Origin of the sequence: Shewanella carassii, from assembly GCF_019670705.1 — a bacterium.
In the GTDB taxonomy this organism is placed as follows: Bacteria; Pseudomonadota; Gammaproteobacteria; order Enterobacterales; family Shewanellaceae; genus Shewanella; species Shewanella carassii.
This window is the reverse complement of the sequence record NZ_AP024618.1, coordinates 3,019,759-3,040,827: the sequence shown is the minus strand read 5'-3', so window position 1 is coordinate 3,040,827 and position 21,069 is coordinate 3,019,759. Positions and strand designations below refer to the sequence as shown.

General features: G+C 54.4%; 18 protein-coding genes. 10 read left to right on the top strand and 8 right to left on the bottom strand.

Annotation, left to right across the window (positions count from 1 at the left end; genetic code table 11):
• Window positions 1-97: 97 nt before the first annotated feature.
• Window positions 98-1,885 carry a flavocytochrome c gene (locus K5621_RS13770; protein WP_221049511.1) on the bottom strand — a complete coding sequence of 596 codons (1,788 nt, stop codon included), beginning with the start codon at window positions 1,883-1,885 and terminating at the stop codon, window positions 98-100.
• A gap of 117 nt (window positions 1,886-2,002) precedes the next feature.
• Between K5621_RS13770 and K5621_RS13765 the strand changes: the two genes are divergently transcribed.
• Complete coding sequence (locus tag K5621_RS13765) at window positions 2,003-2,956, top strand: LysR substrate-binding domain-containing protein (protein ID WP_221049510.1); 954 nt, start codon at window positions 2,003-2,005, stop codon at window positions 2,954-2,956.
• Between the two features lie 43 nt (window positions 2,957-2,999).
• Here the strand turns inward: K5621_RS13765 and K5621_RS13760 are convergent, their stop codons facing one another.
• Window positions 3,000-5,378, bottom strand: coding sequence for a Lon protease family protein (locus K5621_RS13760; RefSeq protein ID WP_221049509.1), 2,379 nt, complete (start codon window positions 5,376-5,378; stop codon window positions 3,000-3,002).
• Between the two features lie 227 nt (window positions 5,379-5,605).
• On the opposite strand from K5621_RS13760, the gene K5621_RS13755 reads away from it, so the two are divergent.
• The 7 genes from K5621_RS13755 to K5621_RS13725 all read left to right on the top strand — a co-directional run bounded on the left by K5621_RS13755 (window position 5,606) and on the right by K5621_RS13725 (window position 12,837).
• On the top strand, window positions 5,606-6,829 hold the full coding sequence (locus tag K5621_RS13755; protein WP_221049508.1) for a DEAD/DEAH box helicase: 1,224 nt from the start codon (window positions 5,606-5,608) through the stop codon (window positions 6,827-6,829).
• A gap of 255 nt (window positions 6,830-7,084) precedes the next feature.
• On the top strand, window positions 7,085-7,846 hold the full coding sequence (locus tag K5621_RS13750) for a phosphatase (RefSeq protein WP_221049507.1): 762 nt from the start codon (window positions 7,085-7,087) through the stop codon (window positions 7,844-7,846).
• Window positions 7,847-7,914: 68 nt separating this feature from the next.
• Entirely contained in the window at window positions 7,915-9,228 is a 1,314-nt protein-coding gene (locus K5621_RS13745; RefSeq protein WP_221049506.1) for an SDR family oxidoreductase, read from the top strand.
• 188 nt (window positions 9,229-9,416) lie between these two features.
• Window positions 9,417-10,178 carry a 3'(2'),5'-bisphosphate nucleotidase CysQ gene (gene cysQ, locus K5621_RS13740; RefSeq protein WP_221051203.1) on the top strand — a complete coding sequence of 254 codons (762 nt, stop codon included), beginning with the start codon at window positions 9,417-9,419 and terminating at the stop codon, window positions 10,176-10,178.
• A gap of 28 nt (window positions 10,179-10,206) precedes the next feature.
• The gene (gene mak / locus K5621_RS13735; RefSeq protein WP_221049505.1) at window positions 10,207-11,109 is read left to right on the top strand and encodes a fructokinase; all 903 of its coding nucleotides are present in this window, start codon (window positions 10,207-10,209) and stop codon (window positions 11,107-11,109) included.
• 205 nt (window positions 11,110-11,314) lie between these two features.
• A complete protein-coding gene (locus tag K5621_RS13730) occupies window positions 11,315-12,094 on the top strand; it encodes a YdcF family protein (RefSeq protein WP_342370123.1) in 780 nt (259 codons plus the stop codon).
• A gap of 68 nt (window positions 12,095-12,162) precedes the next feature.
• Entirely contained in the window at window positions 12,163-12,837 is a 675-nt protein-coding gene (locus K5621_RS13725; protein WP_221049504.1) for a DUF2982 domain-containing protein, read from the top strand.
• Window positions 12,838-12,943: 106 nt separating this feature from the next.
• Here the strand turns inward: K5621_RS13725 and K5621_RS13720 are convergent, their stop codons facing one another.
• The 6 genes from K5621_RS13720 to galU all read right to left on the bottom strand — a co-directional run bounded on the left by K5621_RS13720 (window position 12,944) and on the right by galU (window position 19,518).
• Complete coding sequence (locus tag K5621_RS13720; protein ID WP_221049503.1) at window positions 12,944-15,211, bottom strand: OmcA/MtrC family decaheme c-type cytochrome; 2,268 nt, start codon at window positions 15,209-15,211, stop codon at window positions 12,944-12,946.
• A 281-nt stretch (window positions 15,212-15,492) separates the two neighbouring features.
• The gene (locus tag K5621_RS13715) at window positions 15,493-16,455 is read right to left on the bottom strand and encodes a LysR family transcriptional regulator (RefSeq protein ID WP_221049502.1); all 963 of its coding nucleotides are present in this window, start codon (window positions 16,453-16,455) and stop codon (window positions 15,493-15,495) included.
• Between the two features lie 141 nt (window positions 16,456-16,596).
• Entirely contained in the window at window positions 16,597-17,001 is a 405-nt protein-coding gene (locus tag K5621_RS13710) for a bactofilin family protein (RefSeq protein ID WP_100145285.1), read from the bottom strand.
• Window positions 17,002-17,114: 113 nt separating this feature from the next.
• On the bottom strand, window positions 17,115-17,594 hold the full coding sequence (napF, locus tag K5621_RS13705) for a ferredoxin-type protein NapF (protein ID WP_221049501.1): 480 nt from the start codon (window positions 17,592-17,594) through the stop codon (window positions 17,115-17,117).
• A 2-nt stretch (window positions 17,595-17,596) separates the two neighbouring features.
• On the bottom strand, window positions 17,597-18,610 hold the full coding sequence (gene galE, locus K5621_RS13700; protein ID WP_221049500.1) for a UDP-glucose 4-epimerase GalE: 1,014 nt from the start codon (window positions 18,608-18,610) through the stop codon (window positions 17,597-17,599).
• Window positions 18,607-19,518 carry a UTP--glucose-1-phosphate uridylyltransferase GalU gene (gene galU, locus K5621_RS13695; RefSeq protein ID WP_100145791.1) on the bottom strand — a complete coding sequence of 304 codons (912 nt, stop codon included), beginning with the start codon at window positions 19,516-19,518 and terminating at the stop codon, window positions 18,607-18,609. Before galU ends, galE begins: the two co-directional genes overlap by 4 nt.
• Before the next feature lie 286 nt (window positions 19,519-19,804).
• Between galU and phhA the strand changes: the two genes are divergently transcribed.
• Both phhA and K5621_RS13685 read left to right on the top strand, forming a co-directional pair.
• Window positions 19,805-20,596, top strand: coding sequence for a phenylalanine 4-monooxygenase (phhA, locus tag K5621_RS13690; RefSeq protein WP_221049499.1), 792 nt, complete (start codon window positions 19,805-19,807; stop codon window positions 20,594-20,596).
• 54 nt (window positions 20,597-20,650) lie between these two features.
• Window positions 20,651-20,989, top strand: coding sequence for a 4a-hydroxytetrahydrobiopterin dehydratase (locus K5621_RS13685; protein WP_025010903.1), 339 nt, complete (start codon window positions 20,651-20,653; stop codon window positions 20,987-20,989).
• Window positions 20,990-21,069: the final 80 nt, after the last annotated feature.

Below are 21,069 nucleotides of genomic sequence, written 5' to 3'. Positions count from 1 at the left end.
GAATATTGCTGCCGAGATGCCGAGGCATTGAGTGCGGTTGGTATTGAATCTTGTCCCAGGTTAGCCCCTCGCTCTGTTGAACAAGGGGCAGCATGGGTTATTGGTTATCGTCTGCCATCTGCTTGATAAAGTTAGCGACATTTTCACCGGCTATGCGACCAAAGACTATGGTATCGGCTATCGCATTACCCGCCAGGCGGTTGGCACCATGGACACCACCAGTGACTTCCCCTGCGGCATAAAGTCCTACAATAGGCTTGCCGTCTTTAGTCAATGCCCGGGTGTCAGTGGCGATTTTAAGGCCGCCCATAGTGTGGTGAACCGCAGGCTTAACCTGCACGGCATAGAGCGGGAAATGCAGATCGTCGGCCATATTCTTGCGGCCAAAATCGCTGTCCTTGCCACTGGCCTGAAAACCGTTATAGCGTTTGACGGCGGCGGCTGCCGTTTCGGCATTCATTTGGGTTTTGACGGCTAGCTCTTTGGCATCGGCGGCTTTGTAGATGATACCCAGCTCCAGCATGCCCCGCAGTTGCCCCAGACGTTCAAACACGGTTTCATCAAATACCAGCCAGGCGTCTTTTCCGGGTTGAGCCCAGATGCACTCGGAGACTTTGTCCCTGGGGCCCATCTCGTCACAGAATCTGGCACCATCGCGGTTCAGCAATATGGCACCGGCGCCGCGTGCTGTGCCGGAGATGACCATTTTACCGGCCGCTGCTGTAGGGAAGGCCTGGATTTGGTCGATATCTACAGTATCCACGCCAATGGCGGTGGCAAAGGTGAGCGCATCGCCAACATTACCTGGGTTATTGGTAGAGTCCACCCCCTTGAGATCCGGTCTGTATTTGGCGACCAAGGCATTGTTGCGGGCAAAGCCGCCGGAGGCGATCACCACGGCCTTGGCTGCCAACAGGTTCACCCCACTGTGTTTCCCTTGCACCAGTACTCCGGTGATTTTGCCTTGTTTATCTTGCACTAAGCGTATCACCTTGCTGTTGGTACGAGTTTCAACTCCAAGTTTTTCGGCCGCATTTTTCAAGGTATTGATGATTTCCGGGCCAGACTTGGCGCCGCCGCTGGGCCGGTGCAGACGTTCGGCACTGTGGCCACCGGCACTGGCCGCGGAAGTCATATCTGCGCCCAAGGCCATCAACCAATCGATACCGGCACTGCCGTTGTTGATCAGGGTATGCACCAGATCCGGGTTATTGAGTTGGTGCCCACCCTTCATTGTGTCCTGATACCAGAGCGCCTTGCTGTCCTGATAACCACGAAACGCCTGGGTCAGGGTCTCTGCCGAAGCCATGCCACCGGCGGCCAGCATGCCATTGCCACCTATATAGGGTTGTTTCTCAAGTAAAACCACATCCTTGATGCCGTGCTGGCGGGCCGATACGGCGGCGGCGTGTCCGGCGGCGCCAGCGCCAATGACCAGAAGCTCATGCTGTTCCACCGGACCTGCGGCCAGCGCCTTGTCTATGGCTTGCTGCGATACTTCGGGGAAGACATAGGTATCCGCTACCTTATCGCTCGCGGAGAAGGGGATATGAAAACTGCTCTTGAAGCTATCATGGCAGGTCTGGCAGACCATCACAGGCTCCTTGTGGCCTGAGTGGCAACTGGTGCAGGACAGGTCAATAAGATGACTGTGGTGGGGCGAAAGCGGTTGCTTTGCCTGCTGAGCCAACTCCTGCAGCGAGCCGTGGCAACTGATACAAGCCTGGTTTTCCCGAGCCTCGTTGTCTTTTACCTCTATGGGCTGACTGTGGCAGGACTGACAATCGGCGCCCGCCTGTTTGATATGGTGCTCGGCCAGACCCGCAGCAGATACCATGCCGGTATACAGAAATGCAGTACCGGCCAATAACATTATTCTTTTCATGAATATCCTCACACATGGTTTTGTTATGCCTTGATAATATTGTTAATGCATGGGTGAGTTATCAAACCAATCGTTTTCGTCTGTGACGTTAAAAAAACTAAAGTGTTAAGAGAAAATATGAGAATAATTCCACCAATGAAGGCGGTGATTTGTTTTGAAGCGGCCGCAAGACTCAAGAGTTTTAAATTGGCAGCGGTTGAACTGAATGTGACGCCGGGCGCAATCAGTCATCAAATCGCCGCATTGGAAAACTTTGTTGGTAAAGAATTATTTGATCGTAGTCACAGGCAATTGGAGCTCACTCACAGCGGCCGAAAATATTTCGCCAGAGTCGCAATTATTCTACAAAATATGGAGGAGGCCACCATAGATCTTGGGGTTCAGGGGCATAGCCCTTCATTGAAGGTGGCTGTGCCGCCGTCACTCCTGAAAAACTGGCTATTGCCAAGAATGAGCCAGAGCCATATTTATCATAAGGGGATCAGTATCGAATTTATTGACACCCTGGAATATCTTGATTTTGGTAGCAATGGTCTGGATTTGGCAATTAGATACGGTTATGACTCTTGGGATAACTATTATTCGGTACATCTTTTTGATGAGGAAATGGTTGCCGTTTGTCACCCTGAATATTATGCGGTTAATTATGAATCTTTGACGCAAAATGCCGTCGATAATATGACTTTAATATATACCAATAATAGATTGGTACAGTGGGATATAGTATTACAGTATTTTAACATTGAACGGCGGGCACAACAGTCCAGATTGGTATTTCAAAATTCAGTTCAGGCCATAGAAGCCGCGGTATTGGGCGCGGGAATTGCCTATGTCAACCGCTTGCTGGTGGAGAAGGAGCTGGAGAAACAGCGTTTGGTGATCCCGTTTGAGATCCGCATGCCTGAGCACAAATCGCCTTCATATCATCTGGTCAGCACCTTCGAGCGAATGCAGCATGAATCTACTGCGCTGATTTATCAGTCTATTCTGGAAGAGGTAAAACGTATCCCGGAGCGTTCTTCTGTCAGCACAGGTCGGCAGCGGTTGGGGGGGGCAATCCCTTTGGGATAATCAAACGCCGCCCTTGAGCGGCGCTGCTTACTTTAGCGTTGGATTACGCTTTATCTTTGACTTTTAAAGCTGACAGCCTGGCCGAGGCCAGTCCCAGTAAACTGCCATTCGGGTAGTGACCGCGCTTGTCGGCCTTGCCGGTTTCCATATCGCTCAGCAATGCCATCGCCTCGGTTACATGCTCGACTGTCCAGATATGGAATTTGCCCTTGCTGATGGCGTCCACCACAGGCTTTTTCAGCATCAGGTTGTGGGCGTTGGCCGCGGGAATGATCACCCCTTGGGTATGTCTGCGCCCCTTGATGGCACAGACATCGAAAAAGCCTTCAATCTTTTCATTGACCCCGCCTATGGGCTGGGCTTCACCGAACTGGTTCATTGAACCTGTGATGGCAATATCCTGGCGCAGGGGAACCTGGGCGATTGCAGAAATAATGGCGCAGCATTCGGCCATGGAGGCACTGTCGCCATCGACCCCGGAATAAGATTGCTCGAAGGTCAAGGAGGTGGTCAGCGGAATATCGGCCTCGCGTCCCAACAGGGTTTTGATATAGGCCGAGAGGATCCACACCCCCTTGGAGTGAATACGGCCGCCGAGGCGCACCTTGTGTTCAATGTCCAACACTTCGCCTTTGCCAAAGGCTGTGGTCGCGCTGATACGGTTGGGCAGGCCAAACTGATGATCTGTGGTGGCGATGACCGACAGGGCGTTGACCTGGCCACAGACCTTGCCGTGCACATCAATCAGGGTGGTGCCCTTGTGAAAGCTCTGCATCAGTTGATCCCTGAGACGCGATACCCTTTGCTCCTGCTGCGCCAGTGCCTGCTCCACATGTGCGAGGCGAATACTGCGGGCGTTGGCCGCCTTGGCGCAGTAGTGGGTCTCCCGCAGCAGATTGGCGATATTGGCCGAATGCAGTGACAGTTGGGTTTGGTCATCGGCCTGGCGCGAGCTGAATTCGATTATCCGCGCAATGGCGCTGCGATCGCAGTGCAGCATCTGGTTGTCGTGCACTATCGAGGAGATAAATCTGGCATAGAAACATTCGGCCTTCGGACTTCTTGGCATCACATCTTCAAAGTCGGCGGTTACCCGAAACAGCTCGCTGAAGTCTGGATCATAATGCTGCAGTAACTGGTAGGTCTGGTTATCACCGAAGAGCACGATTTTGACATCCAGAGGGATAGGCTCCGGCGCCAGTGAAACTGTGCCGGACAGGGAGACTTCACGCTCCAGCGAGCTGAGATCCAGACTGCGGGAACGCAGTGCCCGCTTGAGTCCGTCCCAAACATAGGGCCGTTCCAGCACCTTGACCGCATCCATCAGCAGCACCCCGCCATTGGCCTTGTGCAGGCTGCCGGGGCGGATCAGCGAAAAGTCGGTAAAGACAGTGCCGCGGTAAGTGGCGTTTTCCACATAACCAAACAGGCCGTGATAGGTGGGGTTTTCCTCTACCACCACAGGGAATTTCTGCTCCTCCTGACCCACCAGCAGGTTGACCTGATAGCGCCTGGGCATTTTCTTTTCCAGCGAGGCATAAGCCAGCGCCAGTTGGTCTTCACTCTCCTCAAGGAAGATATCCAGATTGCCGAGCATATCTTTTTGCATCGCCGTCAGAAAAGAGCGGATTTCCGGCAGACTGCGGTATTCATCCTTGAGCGGCTTGAAGAAATGACTCAGTACTTCGCGGGCCACCTGTTCATCGTGCTCCTGCTGCTTGGTGCTGAACTCCTCTTCCCATTCGGTCAATTGGCGGATAATGCCCCGCAGGCGCGATTCCAAGTGTTTGATATTCTGTTCAAACGCCTGTTGTTCGGCTTCTGGCAGGGCGTGATAGGTTTCCTCGGTATGCGGCTCTTCACCGTTCAGCGCCATCAACTGATACTCGCCCTGAGTGTTGATGGAGAGGCTTATTTTCATCCCCTTGGCTTCTTCGCTCAGAGCCAACAGCGCCGCTTCCTGTTTTTGCGCCAACTGACTCTTGAGCTTGTCGGCGCGGCGGTAATACATCTCGTTGTCAAACGCCAACGGCAGCGCCTTGACCAGCCTGAGAACCAGTTTTTCCATCTCTTTCTTGAAAGTGACGCCCTTGCCGGCGGGCAGTTTGAGCACCTTGGGGGTACGGGTCTGGTCGAAGTTGGCCACATAACACCAGTCGTTAAGTGTCTTGTCGGTAAATTCATGGCGCTTGAGATAACGCAGCATCATGGTGCGTTTGCCCAGACCATTTTGGCCTATGGCATAGATGTTGTAGCCCTTCTCCTTGATGGACATGGCAAATTCCACCGCACTCTGGGCCCGCTCCTGGCCTATGATGTCATCCAGCGGCTCCAGTTCGCGGGTAGACTTGACCTCATCTCCCAGATTGTCGAGATTGGCGGGACGATATACCTGACTGGCATCTAAGCTGGTGACGGCCATGGGCGCTTCCTTGTTCAAATAGGGCAGAGAAAAGTAAAACTGCTTTTTATGACAATAAGATGCGCTGCAGCCTAAAGCAAACGTCAAGCCGAATAAGTCTCTCGGGCGGTTAATTTTTCACCCGTAAGCAACGTTTGCTGCCTGAACCCAGGGATAACACCTACCTGTCACCGGGTAGCAGAGTATAATGGCGGTTTGCCCTAAGCTTTATTTTTGAAGGACTCTCCATGGAATTTGCCGCTTTTTCTCTGCCCGAACCGCTACTGACCAATCTGGCCGGACTGGGTTTTAGCAAGGCAACCCAAGTGCAGGCAGAGGCCATTCCTTTGGTGCTCGCCGGCAGCGATCTCCTGGTGCAGGCACAGACGGGCACAGGGAAAACCGCCGCCTTTGCTTTGCCGCTGCTGGCGCGTTTACTGCCCGCCACGGCTGAGAGAGCAGTAAAACCCGCAGCGCCCAAGGCTCTGGTGCTGGTGCCTACCCGGGAGTTGGCGCAGCAGGTTTTCGATAACATTAAAAGCTATGCCAAGGGCTGCGAGCTGAAGATTGCCATTGCCTATGGCGGTGTGCCGCTCGATGGGCAGCTAAAGAACTTCAAGGATGGCGTCGATCTCTTGGTCGCCACGCCCGGGCGCCTGCTGGATCACCTTAAAAAGCGCAGTCTCAGGCTGGATAAGGTTGAGACCTTGGTGTTTGATGAGGCCGACCGCATGTTGGATATGGGGTTTGAAGATGAGATCTCGGCGCTGATGAAAAAGATGGCCAAACAGCGCCAGACTCTGCTGTTTTCCGCCACCTTCAACGACAACATCTGGCGTCTGGCAAAGACTTTGCTGCAGTCTCCCAAAGTGCTGGAGCTGCAAGCATCAGAGCAGGATGGCGGTATCAAGGAGCGATTGATTGAGCTCGATAGCGAGCGTAAGGCCGCCGCCGTTGCCGCCCTTTGTCGCCGGCACGACTGGCGTCAGGTGTTGCTGTTCAGCCGCACCAAGGAGGGCGCCGACAAACTGGTCTGTGAGCTCGGTGCCGAGGGCTTGGCCGCCAGTGCGCTGCACTCAGATCTGAGTCAGGCTCAGCGGGAGCAGACCTATCAGGCGTTCAAGGCGGGTGAATGCCGTTTGCTGGTGGCCACAGATGTTGCCGCCAGAGGCCTGGATGTAGCGGCCTTGCCTTGCGTTATCAATCTGGAGCTGCCGTTCAAGCGCGAAGATTATCTGCACCGCATTGGCCGCACCGGCCGCGCCGGCATGGAAGGGCTCGCCATCACTCTATTCAGTCGTGACGACGAGCGCCTCCTCGAAGAGCTGGAAGCCATGCTCGACAGGCGCCTCCCCAGAGAATGGCTGCCCGGGTTTGAGCCGGATCTTAACCGCAGTTTCGACGCGCCGAGAAACCAGAGTAAAGCTGCCCAAAAGCAGCGGGCCCGCAAGAGAGCGCTTGGTAAAAGATAGCAAGTCCGATTTAGTAGAGCCATCAGGGATGATTTCACGGCGTGCCAAGAAGCCGTTAGGGCGAAAGCCCACGGCAGGTGCTTGAGAGTTTTGCCGAGTGTAAACCTATGCTGTTCAAGCCGTTTGAGTCGATGCATCCCCTTTATCTTTGGGGGGACCGATAGGTAGGAAACGCTATTGGGTTCATTCGCCAAAGTGGGTCAGTTGCGCTAAGCTAGTGGCCCGGTTTTCAAGAAACAGTCTCCTGGGGGAGCCATGTTCGTAGTCGATACCCATACCCACACAGTTGCCTCTACTCACGCCTACAGCACGATCCATGATTATCTGGCAGTCGCCAAGCAGAAAGGGATCCGTTTGTTTGCCACCACAGATCATGGTCCGGCGATGGCCGATGCACCGCATTTCTGGCATTTCGTGAATCTCAGGGTATTGCCGCGGATAGTCGATGGCGTAGGGATATTGCGCGGGATTGAAGCCAATATTACCAATCTGGAGGGGGAAATCGACTTCTTTGGTGAGTTTCTGGAGGAGCTGGACTTGGTGCAGGCCGGGTTTCACGAGCCGGTATTCCCTCCCGCCGACAGTGACAGCCATACTCAGGCGCTGCTGAACTGCATTCGCAGCGGCAAGGTCGATATCATTACCCACCCAGGCAACCCCAAATATCCATTGGATCAGGAGCTGATTGTCCGCACCGCCGCCGAGCATAATGTGGCGCTGGAGATCAATAACTCCTCTTTTGCCTGCTCCCGCAAGGGCAGTGAAGACAGCTGCCTCAATATTGCCAAACTGGCGAAACGATTCGACGCCCAATTGGTGATGGGATCAGATTCCCATGTGGCCTTCAGTCTGGGGGAGTTCCCGCTGGCGCTTGAGATAGTGGATGCCGCCTGTTATCCAAGAGACAGGCTGCTCAATCGCGAGCCATTGGCACTGCTGAATTTCCTGCAGCAGCGAGGCCACAAGACGCTTGATGAGTTAATCGACTACTTTGAGAGTGAGGCGGCCGCGGGCTAACCTGGTTCGCCTGCCTTAAGGATACGAGCCACAAAATCCATCAACTGATTAGCCATGAATCCCGAATCGTGACAGCCAAGACTACCCGAATATTGATCACCGGCGCTCATGGCCAGCTCGGACAGGCGCTGCTGGCGAATTTGCCTTGGCTGCCCGAGTTTTCGCCTTCCAGGCTGCGAATGGAGATACCTGAGGCAAGCCTGGTACCCGGCAGTGCTGTAGAACCCCGCAGTGCTATAAAATCTGGCAGTGCAATTGAAATTGTGGCGCTCGGGCATCAGCAGCTGGATTTAACCTCTGCAGATTTGCCCGAGCGGCTCAGTGAAATCAATGCCGATGTGATAATCAACTGCGCCGCCTACAACGCCGTGGATGCGGCCGAGCAGTATATGGCTGCCGCCATGGCGCTTAATGCCGAAGCGCCGGAGCGTTTGGCCATCTGGTGCCGGCAACAGGGTGCTTGGCTTATCCATATTTCGAGCGACTATGTCTTCGGGAATGTCTTCGGAAATGTCTTCGGAAATGTCTTCGGGAAGGATTTGGGAAATGCTCTTGGAAACGTTTCTGGAAATGCAACTGCCAACATGCGCGGGAATGCGCCCAGAGCCTTGACCGAGAGTGATGTTTGCGAGCCTTTGAGTATGTACGGCCAGAGCAAGCTCGCCGGCGAGCAGCGCTTGCTTAAGGCCAATCCCGGCGCCCTGGTGCTGCGAACCTCTTGGCTTTACAGCCGTTTTGGCAGCAACTTTGTGTTGACCATGCGGCGATTGCTGACCGAGCGCCCCGAGCTCAAGGTGGTAGCGGATCAGGTCGGCACGCCAACCTGGGCCGAGGCGTTGGCGCGGCTTATCTGGCAGTTGCTCATCTGGTTTCATCTTAAGCCAGAGCAGTCCGCGGTGCTGAGCGGCTGCTTTCATTACGCGGCAACGGGGCGGTGCAGCTGGTATCTTTTCACTAAAGAGATAGCCGAGCAAATTGCCAAGCCGCAGTGCAATTCTGCGCCAAGCTCTCAGGCGGCGGTGCTATTGCAAACCGCGTCGCCATCTCAGGCCGCGTTGCCATCTCAAGCTACATTGCATGCTCAAGCTACATTGCATGCTCAAGCTACATTGCATGCTCAAGCAAACCCGGCGCCAATCACGCCAGGGTGCCGGATAACGCCTGTCAGCACAGCAGAATACGGCGCCTTATTGAATCGAGCACAGGCGCCGCGCCCGGCGTATTCGGCGCTCGACTCAAGCGCTCTCAAAGATGCCATGGCGGCTATGCCTTCGGCGTTTCGCTGCTATTTGCCAAAAGATTATCCGTCACCCATCTGGCTTACCTGGCAGGCGCAGCTGGCGCTGATGCTTTCGGGGCTTGGTGCATCTTCCTTGGATTGAATCGGCTTAAACAGGATGAAAAGTAAGGCAAAACCGGCTGTAGATTATAACCAGTAGCTAAAGGTTATACCCGCCAAAGCCGAGTGGCTGGCATAATAAACTATCTTGTTGATCCAAAGGATGAAACCTTGTCGAATAATCCCCCCAAGACCTTGCTTGATGCCAAGCAGCTGACACTCTTGGCCGAGATGGCCCGCGCCGCCGGAGAGGCGATAATGCACTACTATCAGGGCGGCGAACTGGCGATTGAGCACAAGGCCGATGACAGTCCGGTCACGGCTGCCGATCTTGCCAGTCACGCCGTGTTGCAACAGGCGCTGGCGCGTGAGTTTCCAGCCTGGCCACAGATGTCGGAAGAAGCGGCGGATATCCCCTGGGCGCAGCGGCAGGGCTGGGAAACCTATTGGCTTATCGACCCACTCGATGGCACCAAGGAGTTTATCAAGGGCAACGGCGAATTTACCGTCAACATTGCGCTTATTCACCGAGGCCAGGCGGTTGCCGGTGTTGTCTATGTGCCCGCCACAGCCGTGTGCTATTTGGGCGCGCTGGGACTCGGTGCCTGGCGTGAGACCCCAAATGCGGCTGGGTACCAGCGGGTGGAATTGAATGCCAGGGCCGGAGTTAAGCGCCAGATCCCTGTGGTTGTCGGCAGTCGCTCGCACTCGAGTCCGGGGCTTGGCGAGTATCTGCAGCAGCTTGGCGAGCACGAAATGAAGAGTGTCGGCTCATCGCTCAAATTCTGCCTGCTTGCTGAGGGCAAGGCGGACATCTACCCCAGACTGGGCCCTACCAGCGAATGGGACACGGCGGCGGCTCAGGCCGTGCTTGAGAGTGCCGGTGGCCGAGTTTTGGAATATCCAGCAGGCAACAACTTAAAATATAACCAAAAAGAAACTATCCTCAATCCTTGGTTTATCGCATACAGTGCCGATTGGCGGTGCGATTGAAGCAGATATACACACCGGAGTTGCAAGCATGATGCGTATCGGCGTTGATTTGGGCGGCACTAAAATTGAACTGGTGGCTCTGGGTGATTCCGGGAGTGAGTTGTTTCGCAAGCGAATAGCCACCCCCAGAGACTATCAGGCGACCCTTGAGGCCATCTGTGCCTTGGTCGATGAAGCCGAGACGCAGCTGAAAATGACAGGAACCATCGGCATTGGTATTCCCGGGGTGATCTCACCCTTTTCCGGTTTGGTGAAAAACGCCAATTCCACTTGGTTAAATGGTCATCCGCTCGATAGAGATCTCGAGCAGCACCTGGGGCGCAAAGTGCGGGTTGCCAATGACGCCAACTGTTTTGCGGTCTCCGAGGCGCTGGATGGCGCTGCCGCAGGCAAAGAGGTGGTGTTCGGGGTGATTATAGGCACAGGCTGCGGTGCCGGCATTGCCATCAATGGCAGGGTGCATCAGGGGGGCAATGGTATAGGTGGTGAGTGGGGCCATAATCCCTTGCCCTGGATACGCGCCGAGGAGTTCAACAGCACTGAGTGTTTTTGCGGCAAGCATGACTGCATCGAAACCTTTATTTCGGGAACCGGATTTGTCAGCGACTATAATCGGGCCGCCGGGGCGCAGCTCAGCTCGGGCGTCGAGGTGATGGCATTGGTGGAGCAGGGGGATGCCGAGGCTAGCGCGGCCTTTGAGCGCTATCTTGACCGTCTGGCCCGTTCTCTGGCCCATGTGATCAATCTGCTGGATCCTGACGCCATTGTACTTGGCGGCGGTATGTCCAATGTGCAGGCCATCTATCCGGCATTGCCGGAAAGGCTCAAGCACTATGTGGTCGGCGGCGAGTGCCGAACCCCTGTGTTGGCCAATCTCTACGGCTGCTCCTCCGGGGTACGCGGCGCCGCTTGGCTGTGGGGCCGGGACTGAGTTTGGCGAGGCGCCAGGACCGTATTACTGATATTCGACTTAGGCGCTTTAGGCACTTTAGACACTCTAGGCACTTTAGAAAAAAGTGAAAAGCGCTCGAACATGTATTGGGGCAAGTGAGTCCATCGCCCTTTGCCAATCACTGGTCAGCCGAGTAACGCTTCTGTAAGCTATGGCTACTTTTGCCAACCTTCGGATATCAAGCGTGTTCTGGCTGAAAAAAATCCTCTCTCAATTCTTTATGCCCATCCCTCTAACCTTGGTCACTCTGCTGCTGGCCTGTTTTTATATCCGTCGCAGGCCGGGTGTAGCGCGCGCCTTGGTGGTTTTTGCCATCACTTGGGTGCTACTGCTTTCCAGCTCTATCGGCAGCAATACACTGCTTGCCGGGCTTGAGCGTCAGTATCCACTTTATACCGCAGCGCCGGCGCGCTCTTGTGTGGTGATGGTACTGGGTTATGGCCATGATGATGAGGTTGGCGGACTCGCGCGACATATGTTGTCGGCAACGGCGCTTGAGCGTCTCAGTGAAGGGGTGGCGCAACTCAAGGCGGCCAACAGCAAAGATTGCCTGCTGGCGGTCAGTGGTTGGAGCGGCGGCCTTGAGCAGCAGAGTCATGCCCGGCGTATGGCCGAGGCCGCCATCGAGTTGGGGGCCGAGCCATCGCGAATTCTAATGTTGGAGTCGGCCCGCGATACCATAGAAGAAGCCCTGGCGCTGCGGCAGGCCTTCGGTGCCGGCGCTGATGATAAAGGGATAGATGCCTTGGGTGGCAGACAACTGATCCTGGTCACCTCCGCCAGCCATATGCCAAGGGCGATGCGAATATTCCGCTCGACTGGGCTTGAACCTCAGGCGGCACCGACCGACTTTCTGCTCAGGCGCGATCACTGGTGGCGCCTGACCACATCCAATCTGGATAAATCACAAAAGGCGCTGCACGAATATCTGGGATTGGCCTGGTTGACTGTTACCGGCCGCTAATGGTCCTGAACCCTGGTTATAGAATGAATAAACGGCTGACAAGCCGCTGACAATAGAGCAAAAGCGTTATGGAAACTATCACAATAAGGCCGGGCAGCAAGCGCAATGGCATTACACTGACTCTGGCCGGAGGGCTGGGCATAGTCCTGGGTTTGGTGTTGTTTATCGGTTGGCCCTGGATGTTTGCCCCGGGCATAGTGTGTTTTGCCCTCGGGGCCGTGTCTTTGGTGCTGGGTATTGCCAAGCAGCTCGAGCCCCATGTCAGTCTTGAATTCAGCGCCGAAGGGCTGAGGTTCTTTCATCGCCGCGGCAGCTTGTTTGTGGCCTGGGATAATATTCAGCGGCTGGATCAGCCTAGAGTCATCCAAGGTATGGAGCAACTGACGCTGCCCTATGTCGGGTTCAAGCTCAAACGTATCAATCCGCTGCTGGATGCCATTTCGCCCAGGTTGGCGACCGGGCTCTTGTCGGAGCAGCGGCCCTTGCTGATGACAGCTGCCGCCCAGGATGAAGAGCTGCAAACACTGGAAGCGGCACTCAGCGCCGAGTTTGAACCCCTTACGGTCAATGATGAGCGTTACAGAGGCGTATTGGCCATGTTTGGCCGCCGTTGCCTGACGCTGGACAAGTACTTGGGTTATCACCTCTATATTCCCGTGGACGCATTGGATCAACCGCCGGAGAGCTTTGTTCGTAAACTGCGGCAACTGTGGCAGCAGAGGGTGTCGGCTACAGAGTTGTAAGTTATGGCTTGAGTAAGTTGAGAAAAGGCAAGGGGACCCGGTTGGGTCCCCTTGTTGTTGCAGAGTTGAGGGAGGGCCTTGCAGGGACAGCCCTCAAGGTACGGTACTAGTGAGCACCCCCTGCGTGTACCTTATCTATGCCATAGGTCTTGCCTTCGGCGTGACAGGTGGCACAGGACTCAACCGGCAGGTTGGCGTCTGTGGCAGCATCACCGGCAACTAAGGCACCATTACTCTTGAAGTGGGCCAGAGCGGCCGCATCAGAGTGAGCGTGACAGGTACGGCAGGATTCGGCAACCGGAGAGATATACTCGCTAGCCGAAATCTTGATTGCACGCTTGGCGGATGTCAGGCCACCATCGGCGGCGAACAGCGGTGTCTCGTCTTTGTGGCAGGCGGCACACTCGGTTTCCACACCTGGGTAGCCGTGCAGCTCGCCTGAAGCGTCACGGAAGATGGCAGCTTCACCCCAGTTACCACTGTGGAAGCGGTGGGCGACTGTCATCAGATCGCGGTTGGCATACAGGAGTCCGGGGACTTCGGCAAATATCGGCTTGCCATCGGCGTCCAGATTACCCGTGTTGTACTCTGAGGTGCCATGATAGGAGCCGTAATAGCTGTTGTTGTGGCAGTCCATACACTGATCGAAGGTGTAGGTGCCGTGGCGGGTACCCTTGATGTAGTCCAGGGTGCCGTGACAGGCATTACACTTGGCTTCACTGGCGCTCATCCGCTCTGCAATGGCAAAGCGGGCTGTGACAGCATCACCACCGTCAAGGTTATAGAACTTAACGCTTGAAGTGGCGCCAATCGGATTGACGGCATCGAAGGGCATGCCTTCGGCACAGGCGGCTATCTTACCTGAGTTATCGACACAGAAGTTGGCCTCGGTACCGACGTAAATGGTGCCCATCGCCTGAGCTTCCGGTACATCAGCAGTCAAGGTTAGCACGCCATTGACGGCGCTGCCGCTGGCAAGACCTGGCCTGCTGCCCCAGCGGGTGACTTCGCCTCTGGTATCCACATTGCCTATCAAAGTAGCGTCTTTATTGAGCACCGCCAGTTGAGCTGCATCTGTCAGTGGTTGACCATTGAAGCTGACATTGGCTGTGATGGTAACCAGTTTATTGCCCGCCGTGGTAGAAGCCGCCGCAGTGGCCGAGGTGAACTCCACAGTCAACAGCTCGGCATATTCAGCCCGTTTACCCACCTTGTGAGCCTGCATAGGGCTGAGTGCTCCGCTGCCATGGCAAGACTGACACTGGCTGTCGTCGGCCTGAGCCAGGTTGAAGTCTGAGTGGCCTACGCCGGTTTCAAAGTTGACATTGATATGACAGCCGACACAGGCTTCGCGGTAGATATTGGCGTTCCAGGAGTCACCGTTGTTGTGGCAACTGGCGCAGTTGTTGAGTTCTGCCGGGAAGCCGATTTCACCGAAGTACTCTTTGGCTTCACCGGAGAGGAAACCCGCGATGTGATGGCCGGCATGCAGCCTGTGAACCATGGGGCCGAAATCAAATACCCAACCTTCGGCTTTTTGGGCTTCGTCCGGTACCAGAGCCGGGTTGTGGCAGGCAACGCACTTCTCAGTGCTTTGGTAGTTGTGGTGCGCGTTTATCTTGGCGATGCGGCCTTCGACTTCGCCGTGGCAGGCGATACAGGCGGCATCTGTTACCGTATCTTTACCTGTGGGTTCAACCAGCTCGCCGGATGCCGGAATATAATCCAGCGGTGTAGAGAGCACCTTGTCTGCTATGGCTGCGCCGCTGGCATCCTTGAGGTTATAGGCGCGCAGGAACAAGCGATGAGGTGCGTTGAGGTCATCATTGGCATTCATAATGGGAGCGACGCCGTCATGTTCCCAAGTGCCGGTATAGGTACCTGGCTCGGCCGGATCTTCAACCAGGAGACAGGCATCGCCAGTCTGACCTCTGGAGCTATAGGTGCCATCCAGGGTGCAATACATGGAGCTGCCCAGTTCCTGAGCCGTGGCATTATTGACCCATTGCAGCGGCGCACCGCTGCCGGAACTATTGCTCATGGCGGTAATAGAGTAGAGGGCGACCTGATCCAGGCCTGTCAGTGGGACTCGCTCCCCTGAGCCATTGGTGGCCGAGGCCTTGAACTTGAGGGCGAAGGCTTCGCCGCCTGCCAGTGTGTTGTCGGCCGGCACTATCTCGAAACTGACATCGCCGGCACTGATAATGGTGGAAGTACCTGAACCTGCGGGGGCTCCTGGCTGTCCGGGTTCGCCTGGTATGCCAGGTTCACCGGGGGCTCCGTCTTTTCCGTCCTCACCGTCCCCGCATGCGGTAAGGCACAATAGACTGGTCAGAGCCAGCGCCAGTAATGACTTATTATGGTTTTTCATCATAGCGTCCCTTTATTCAAATTATGGGTACTGCTTGTGCAGTAACTTGAATATAGAGATACCTAAAAAGATGTATTCAATTGAGTGCTGTATTTGTGAATCATGGGTTAAAAAATTGATAATGAAATGGCTGGAATTGAAATCGATAATTGCGTTTTTTGAAATTGATGACGCCGGGCGCTGAAAATCAAAGGTTTGATGCCAAGGTTAATCTTGGAGAATAGCAGGGGGTTTTACTGAGAGAATGTGTTTATTGCAGCCGAGATGAACTCGGCTTGTCAGCACTATTTGGCCTGGGGACTGAGTTCTTGGGCGAGCAGCTGCAGCAACTGTTTCCTTTGTGGTTCGGAGTAACGGCGATATTCAGGCGCTTTTTCCACCAAGGTATAGCTTGGTAGTGAAAAAGCCCGCTGGAGTTTAGCCACTTCGGTTTCCGGCAGATGTTGCACCCGCAAACCCGGCATACCCTCGATAAGTGCCATTTCGCTAGGGGTAATAAAAGCCACGCTGCCCATGGTCAGTAGGTGGGCATACCACTCTTCCCTGTCGTGCACTGCGTGCACCTGGGGTAGCGGTATAGCTTGTTGCTGACAGAAGAGTTCCATGCGTTCATTGAAACTCTTTATGCCCATATGGACGAAGGAATATGGGCTGATATCTTCGAGCGTGGGCGTTGATGTACTTTGCCACAAAGGGTGGTCTTCGCGGCAGGCTAAACAAACGCCCATGGTTTGGCCAAGCGAGCTCAATATCAGCTCCCACTGCTCAGGAGGCTCGAGGCTGATCCCCAAGTCCAGTTGTCCTTGGTGAATCTTTTCCGCCGAGTCTTCCTGCCAGGGATAGAGTCTAAACTGCCCCCACTGTTGCTGTGCGTTTTCTCTTCCCAGCTTGATTGCCAGTGAGGAAAGCAGTCCATGCGCCACGGCAATATGGATACAGATGTCGCTCGAGGGTAGACGGCTCTGATGAACCTGTTGTTCCAAACGATGTACTGAATGGATAAAATCGCAGACGGGTAGGTAAAGGTTTTCAGCCAGAGGTGTAGGTTTGAGCTGTTGCTGGCGGCGATAGAATAGCTCATCATCGAAGGCTAATCTAAGAGCCGCCAGGCAGCGGCTTACCTTGGGGGCAGAGACTGCCAATTCTCTAGCCGCGCAGTTGGCGTGACTCGTCTCATAAATGTTTTTGAACACCATGAGGGTAAAAATATCCAGCTCACACAGCTGTTTCAGTAATTGACTCGTCATTCCCTCATTCCATAGGTTGATACCTATTTAGTGGTTGAGGTTAGTTGTTTTGTGACTCAATTACTGTGACATGGTGCAATTTGGTAAAATTTTTGTGAACAATAATCAACTATTGAAACACTCGGTTCGTTTATTTGCCATTTATTCTTGAGTTTGAAATTCGAGACTCGGAGATGACTCGATATCGCTATTTAACTCTTTGATAAGGTTGACTTCTTCTTTGACTCTCATGCCGATAAACTGGCCGCCTTCGAAGATTTCCATCGACTTGCTGGCCACTTCCCCTTCGACTGTTCCTGTGCTGCAGATAATCAATTTTTCACAGCAGAGTTTGCCGCGAAATAGTCCGGAAACCTTGAGTTCCTGGCAGTTAAGTTCGCCATCAACCAAGCCGTTGGCTTCAATGGTCAGCTTGCTTTCGGCGTTGATTTTGCCATAAATGGCACCACCGACCAGGGTCTCGCCATCGAAGTGACTCTCGCCGGTGATCTTGCTGCCCTGGGCAATATAGGTGAGCCCGGTTGTTTTTTTTCTTTTACCAAACATAATGCTTTTTAACAGTTTTTTCTCGGGGCTGCTGATGTTACCCCTTATTGAAAAAGAACAAAACCACTAAAATTTGGCGCTAAGGAGTCAGATTTTTGGCTCTTGACTGAGAGTCAGTCAGGATTCGGCTCTCGTAACTCGATGGCTGAGGCGGGGCAGGGGGCAACGCAGGCGCCGCAGCCGCTGCAGCGCTCGGCATCCAGTACCGGCAGGGCGGTAGCCCCTAAAAGGGGCGGAAAGCGGATCGCCCGCTCGTCGCAGGCATCCTTGCAGCTCTGGCAGACAATCCCCTGGCGGGCGAGGCAACTGTCGGCAAATTGGGCTATAAGCCGCCAAGGCGTTTCACCAAGAGGCCTGAATACCGGCTGTTCACAGTGGGTGACACAGGCCTGACAAAAGCTGCATTCGGCGCGCTGAAAGTCAAGCTCCGGAAAGCCGCCATCCCCCTTGATTATCACTTGAGTCTCGCAGGCATCCACACAGGCGTCGCAGCGAGTACAGGCGTCGGTAAATTCCGCTTCCGGTTTGCTCCAGGGCGGACGAACCACACCACTCTTGCGGCGACTGAACAGGCGTCTGCGGGACAGATCCATGACTAACCCTTGTAACCGTTAGGATTGTTGGATTGCCAGTTCCAGCTGGAGTCGGCCATATCCTGCAGGCTACGCTCTGCTTTCCAGCCCAGCTCTTTGGCGGCATGGGAGGGGTCGGCATAACAGGCTGCGATATCGCCGGGCCGACGCGGGGCAAACTCGAAGGGGATCGCCTTATTGCAGGCTTTCTCAAAGGCTTTGACCATCTCAAGTACGCTGTAGCCCTGGCCAGTTCCCAGATTATAGGTGACCAGACCAGGATTGGTGGCAAGCTTGTCCAGAGCTTTGAGGTGACCTATTGCCAGGTCCACCACGTGGATATAGTCGCGCACACCTGTGCCATCTATCGTGGGATAGTCATTGCCAAATACGCTGAGTTTCTCGCGCTTACCGACGGCAACCTGAGCGATAAAGGGCATCAGATTGTTAGGGATATCGTTGGGATCTTCACCGATGCGGCCGCTCTTGTGGGCGCCGACCGGGTTGAAATAACGCAAGCGGGCGATATTCCAGCTGGCATCGGCCGCGGCCAGATCCGCCAGAATATGTTCCACCATCAGTTTGGACTGACCATAAGGGTTGGTGGCGCCGGTGGGGAAGGCCTCGGTGATCGGCAGACTGGCGGGATCGCCGTAAACTGTGGCCGATGAGCTGAATACCAGGTTGCGAACGCCATATTCTTTCATCACCTGACACAGAATAAGGGTGCCGGTGACATTGTTTTCATAGTATCTCAGCGGTTGGGCGACAGATTCACCCACTGCCTTGAGGCCGGCGAAGTGAATCACGGCTTCGAAGCTGTGGTCACTGAAGACTTTCTGCAGGAATGCCTTATTGAGAATATCGCCCTGATAAAAGAGCACGCTCTTGCCGCTGATTTCTTCGACTCTGGCCAGAGCTTCGACACTTGAGTTGCTCAGGTTGTCAATCACCACCACCTCTTTGCCCGCGGCCAGAAGTTCAACCAGAGTGTGGGTGCCAATATAACCGGCTCCGCCGGTGACCAAAATTGTCATGCTTTACTTCCTTTAACCAAATCGCCCAGATAGGCGGCAAATTCACGTCCAAGCTCGGGGTGGCGCAATGCATGTTCCACCGTTGCCTGCATATAACCCAACTTGTTGCCACAGTCATGGCTCTTGCCACGCATGTAGTAAGCATTGACCTGCTGGCTTTGCATCAGCATGGCAATGGCATCAGTGAGCTGGATTTCATCACCGGCTCCGGCCGGGGTTTTGCCAAGCAAGGGCCAGATAGCGGCAGGCAGCACATAGCGACCCACTACAGCCAGGTTGGAGGGGGCTTCGTCGACATCCGGTTTTTCAACCAACTTAAGCAGAGGCTGGGATTCGCCCGGCTTAAGGTCGTGGCCGTTGACATCGGCTATTCCGTATTGGTCTACCTTCTCGTGAGGCACACCCTCGACCATGATCTGCCCGGTTCCTGTGCGATCGAACAGGCTAACCATTTCGGCCAGGTTATCGCGGGAAAGATCGCTGGCGGCATCATCTATCAACACATCCGGCAGTAGCACGGCGAACGGCTCATCACCTACTACCGGACGAGCACAGAGAATGGCATGTCCCAGCCCTTTGGCCTGAGCCTGGCGGACGCTGATCACAGTGACATTTTGCGGGCAGATGGACTGCACTTCATTGAGCAGTTGCCGCTTTACCCGTCGCTCAAGCTGGGCTTCCAGTTCAAAACTGGTATCGAAATGGTTTTCAATGGAGTTTTTACTGGCGTGGGTAACCAGCACGATCTCCTTGATGCCGGCGGCAATGGCTTCGCTGACAACATATTGGATCAAGGGTTTATCTACTACCGGCAGCATCTCTTTGGGAATGGCCTTGGTGGCCGGCAGCATTCGGGTGCCAAGACCCGCAACGGGGATTACCGCCTTGCGGATGGTGGTCGATTTTATCGGCATTCAGATACCTTGGGTGCTCGGGATAAATCAGCCCCTATTGTAATGCAGTGGCACCGAAAAGCCATTTGCAAAAAGGGCTAATTTCCCTGGGGATATGCAAAAAAGCCTGTTTGGAGCACAAAAATAAGCTTCTGACTTCACATGGTTAAATACTAATTTGTAACTCAATCTTTACAAATTTTCTTCACTTGGCGCCGGAAATAAAGTGTGACCTGGTTAACAAAAGTGCGGCCTTGAGTGAACATGAAATCAGAAACGATTCAGGCAGTGAGTATGGACCATGAGTAAAGCAACTCAATATGTGGCTCGTCACCCAGGCAGTGATGGCCGAATAGATTACCCGCAAGATGAACACGTCATCTGGCAGGAGCTGTATGCCCGCCAGGAACACAACTTGCCAGGTCGCGCCTGCGACGAATACATGCAGGGGCTCAAGGCGTTGGACTTGCCCAAAGATAGGATCCCGCAACTGGGCGAGCTGGATGCCGTGTTGCAGGATACCACGGGCTGGAAGACAGCGGCGGTGCCGGCGCTTATCTCATTCGGGCGCTTCTTTGAACTCCTGGCGAATAAGGAGTTTCCGGTGGCGACTTTTATCCGCAGCAGGGAGGAGTTTGATTACCTGCAGGAGCCGGATATCTTTCATGAGATTTTCGGTCATTGTCCCTTGCTGACCAACCCGGCCTTTGCTCATTTCTCCCATATTTATGGTCAGTTGGGGCTGGATGCCAGCAAGGAAGACAGGGTCTTTTTGGCGCGTCTCTACTGGTTTACCGTGGAGTTTGGTTTGCTGCGTACCCAGACCGACGGCCTGAGAATTTACGGTGGGGGCATTTTGAGCTCGCCTGGCGAGACGCTGTACGCCTTCAGCGACACACCGGAGCGCAGACCCTTTGAACTGCTGGATGTGTTGCGCACTCCCTATCGGATAGACATTATGCAGCCCATCTATTACGAGATAGAGCATATCGATTTTCTGGATGAAATCGCCCGCATGGACATTATGAAGGCGGTTACCCAAGCCAAACGACTGGGACTCTTTACCCCCAAATTTCAACCCAAAGCCAGCTGATACTGGCGGTAATGGCCTGTGTGCAAGCATGCTGGCCACTTTCAAGGAGATGTTATGACTGAACTGGCCAATATGAAGTGCGAAGCATGCCGCGCCGATGCTCCCAAGGTGACAGATGCCGAGCTTGCCGAGCTTATTCGGATGATCCCGGATTGGGGCGTGCAGGTGCGCGATGGCATCATGCAGCTGGAGCGGGTTTACAAGTTTAAAAATTTCCGCCAGGCGATGGCCTTTAGCAATAAGCTGGCGGACTTGGCTGAAGAAGAGTTTCACCACCCGGGGATCCTGACTGAATGGGGCAAGGTGACTGTGACCTGGTGGTCGCACTCCATTAAGGGGCTGCATCGTAACGACTTTATCATGGCTGCCAAGACAGACCAGTTGTTGGATTAATCTTTTTCTAATATATTCAGTGTGTTGATTATCCCTTCACACTGAATCCTTTCCCTTTGTTACAAATCCGCTGTAAAGCG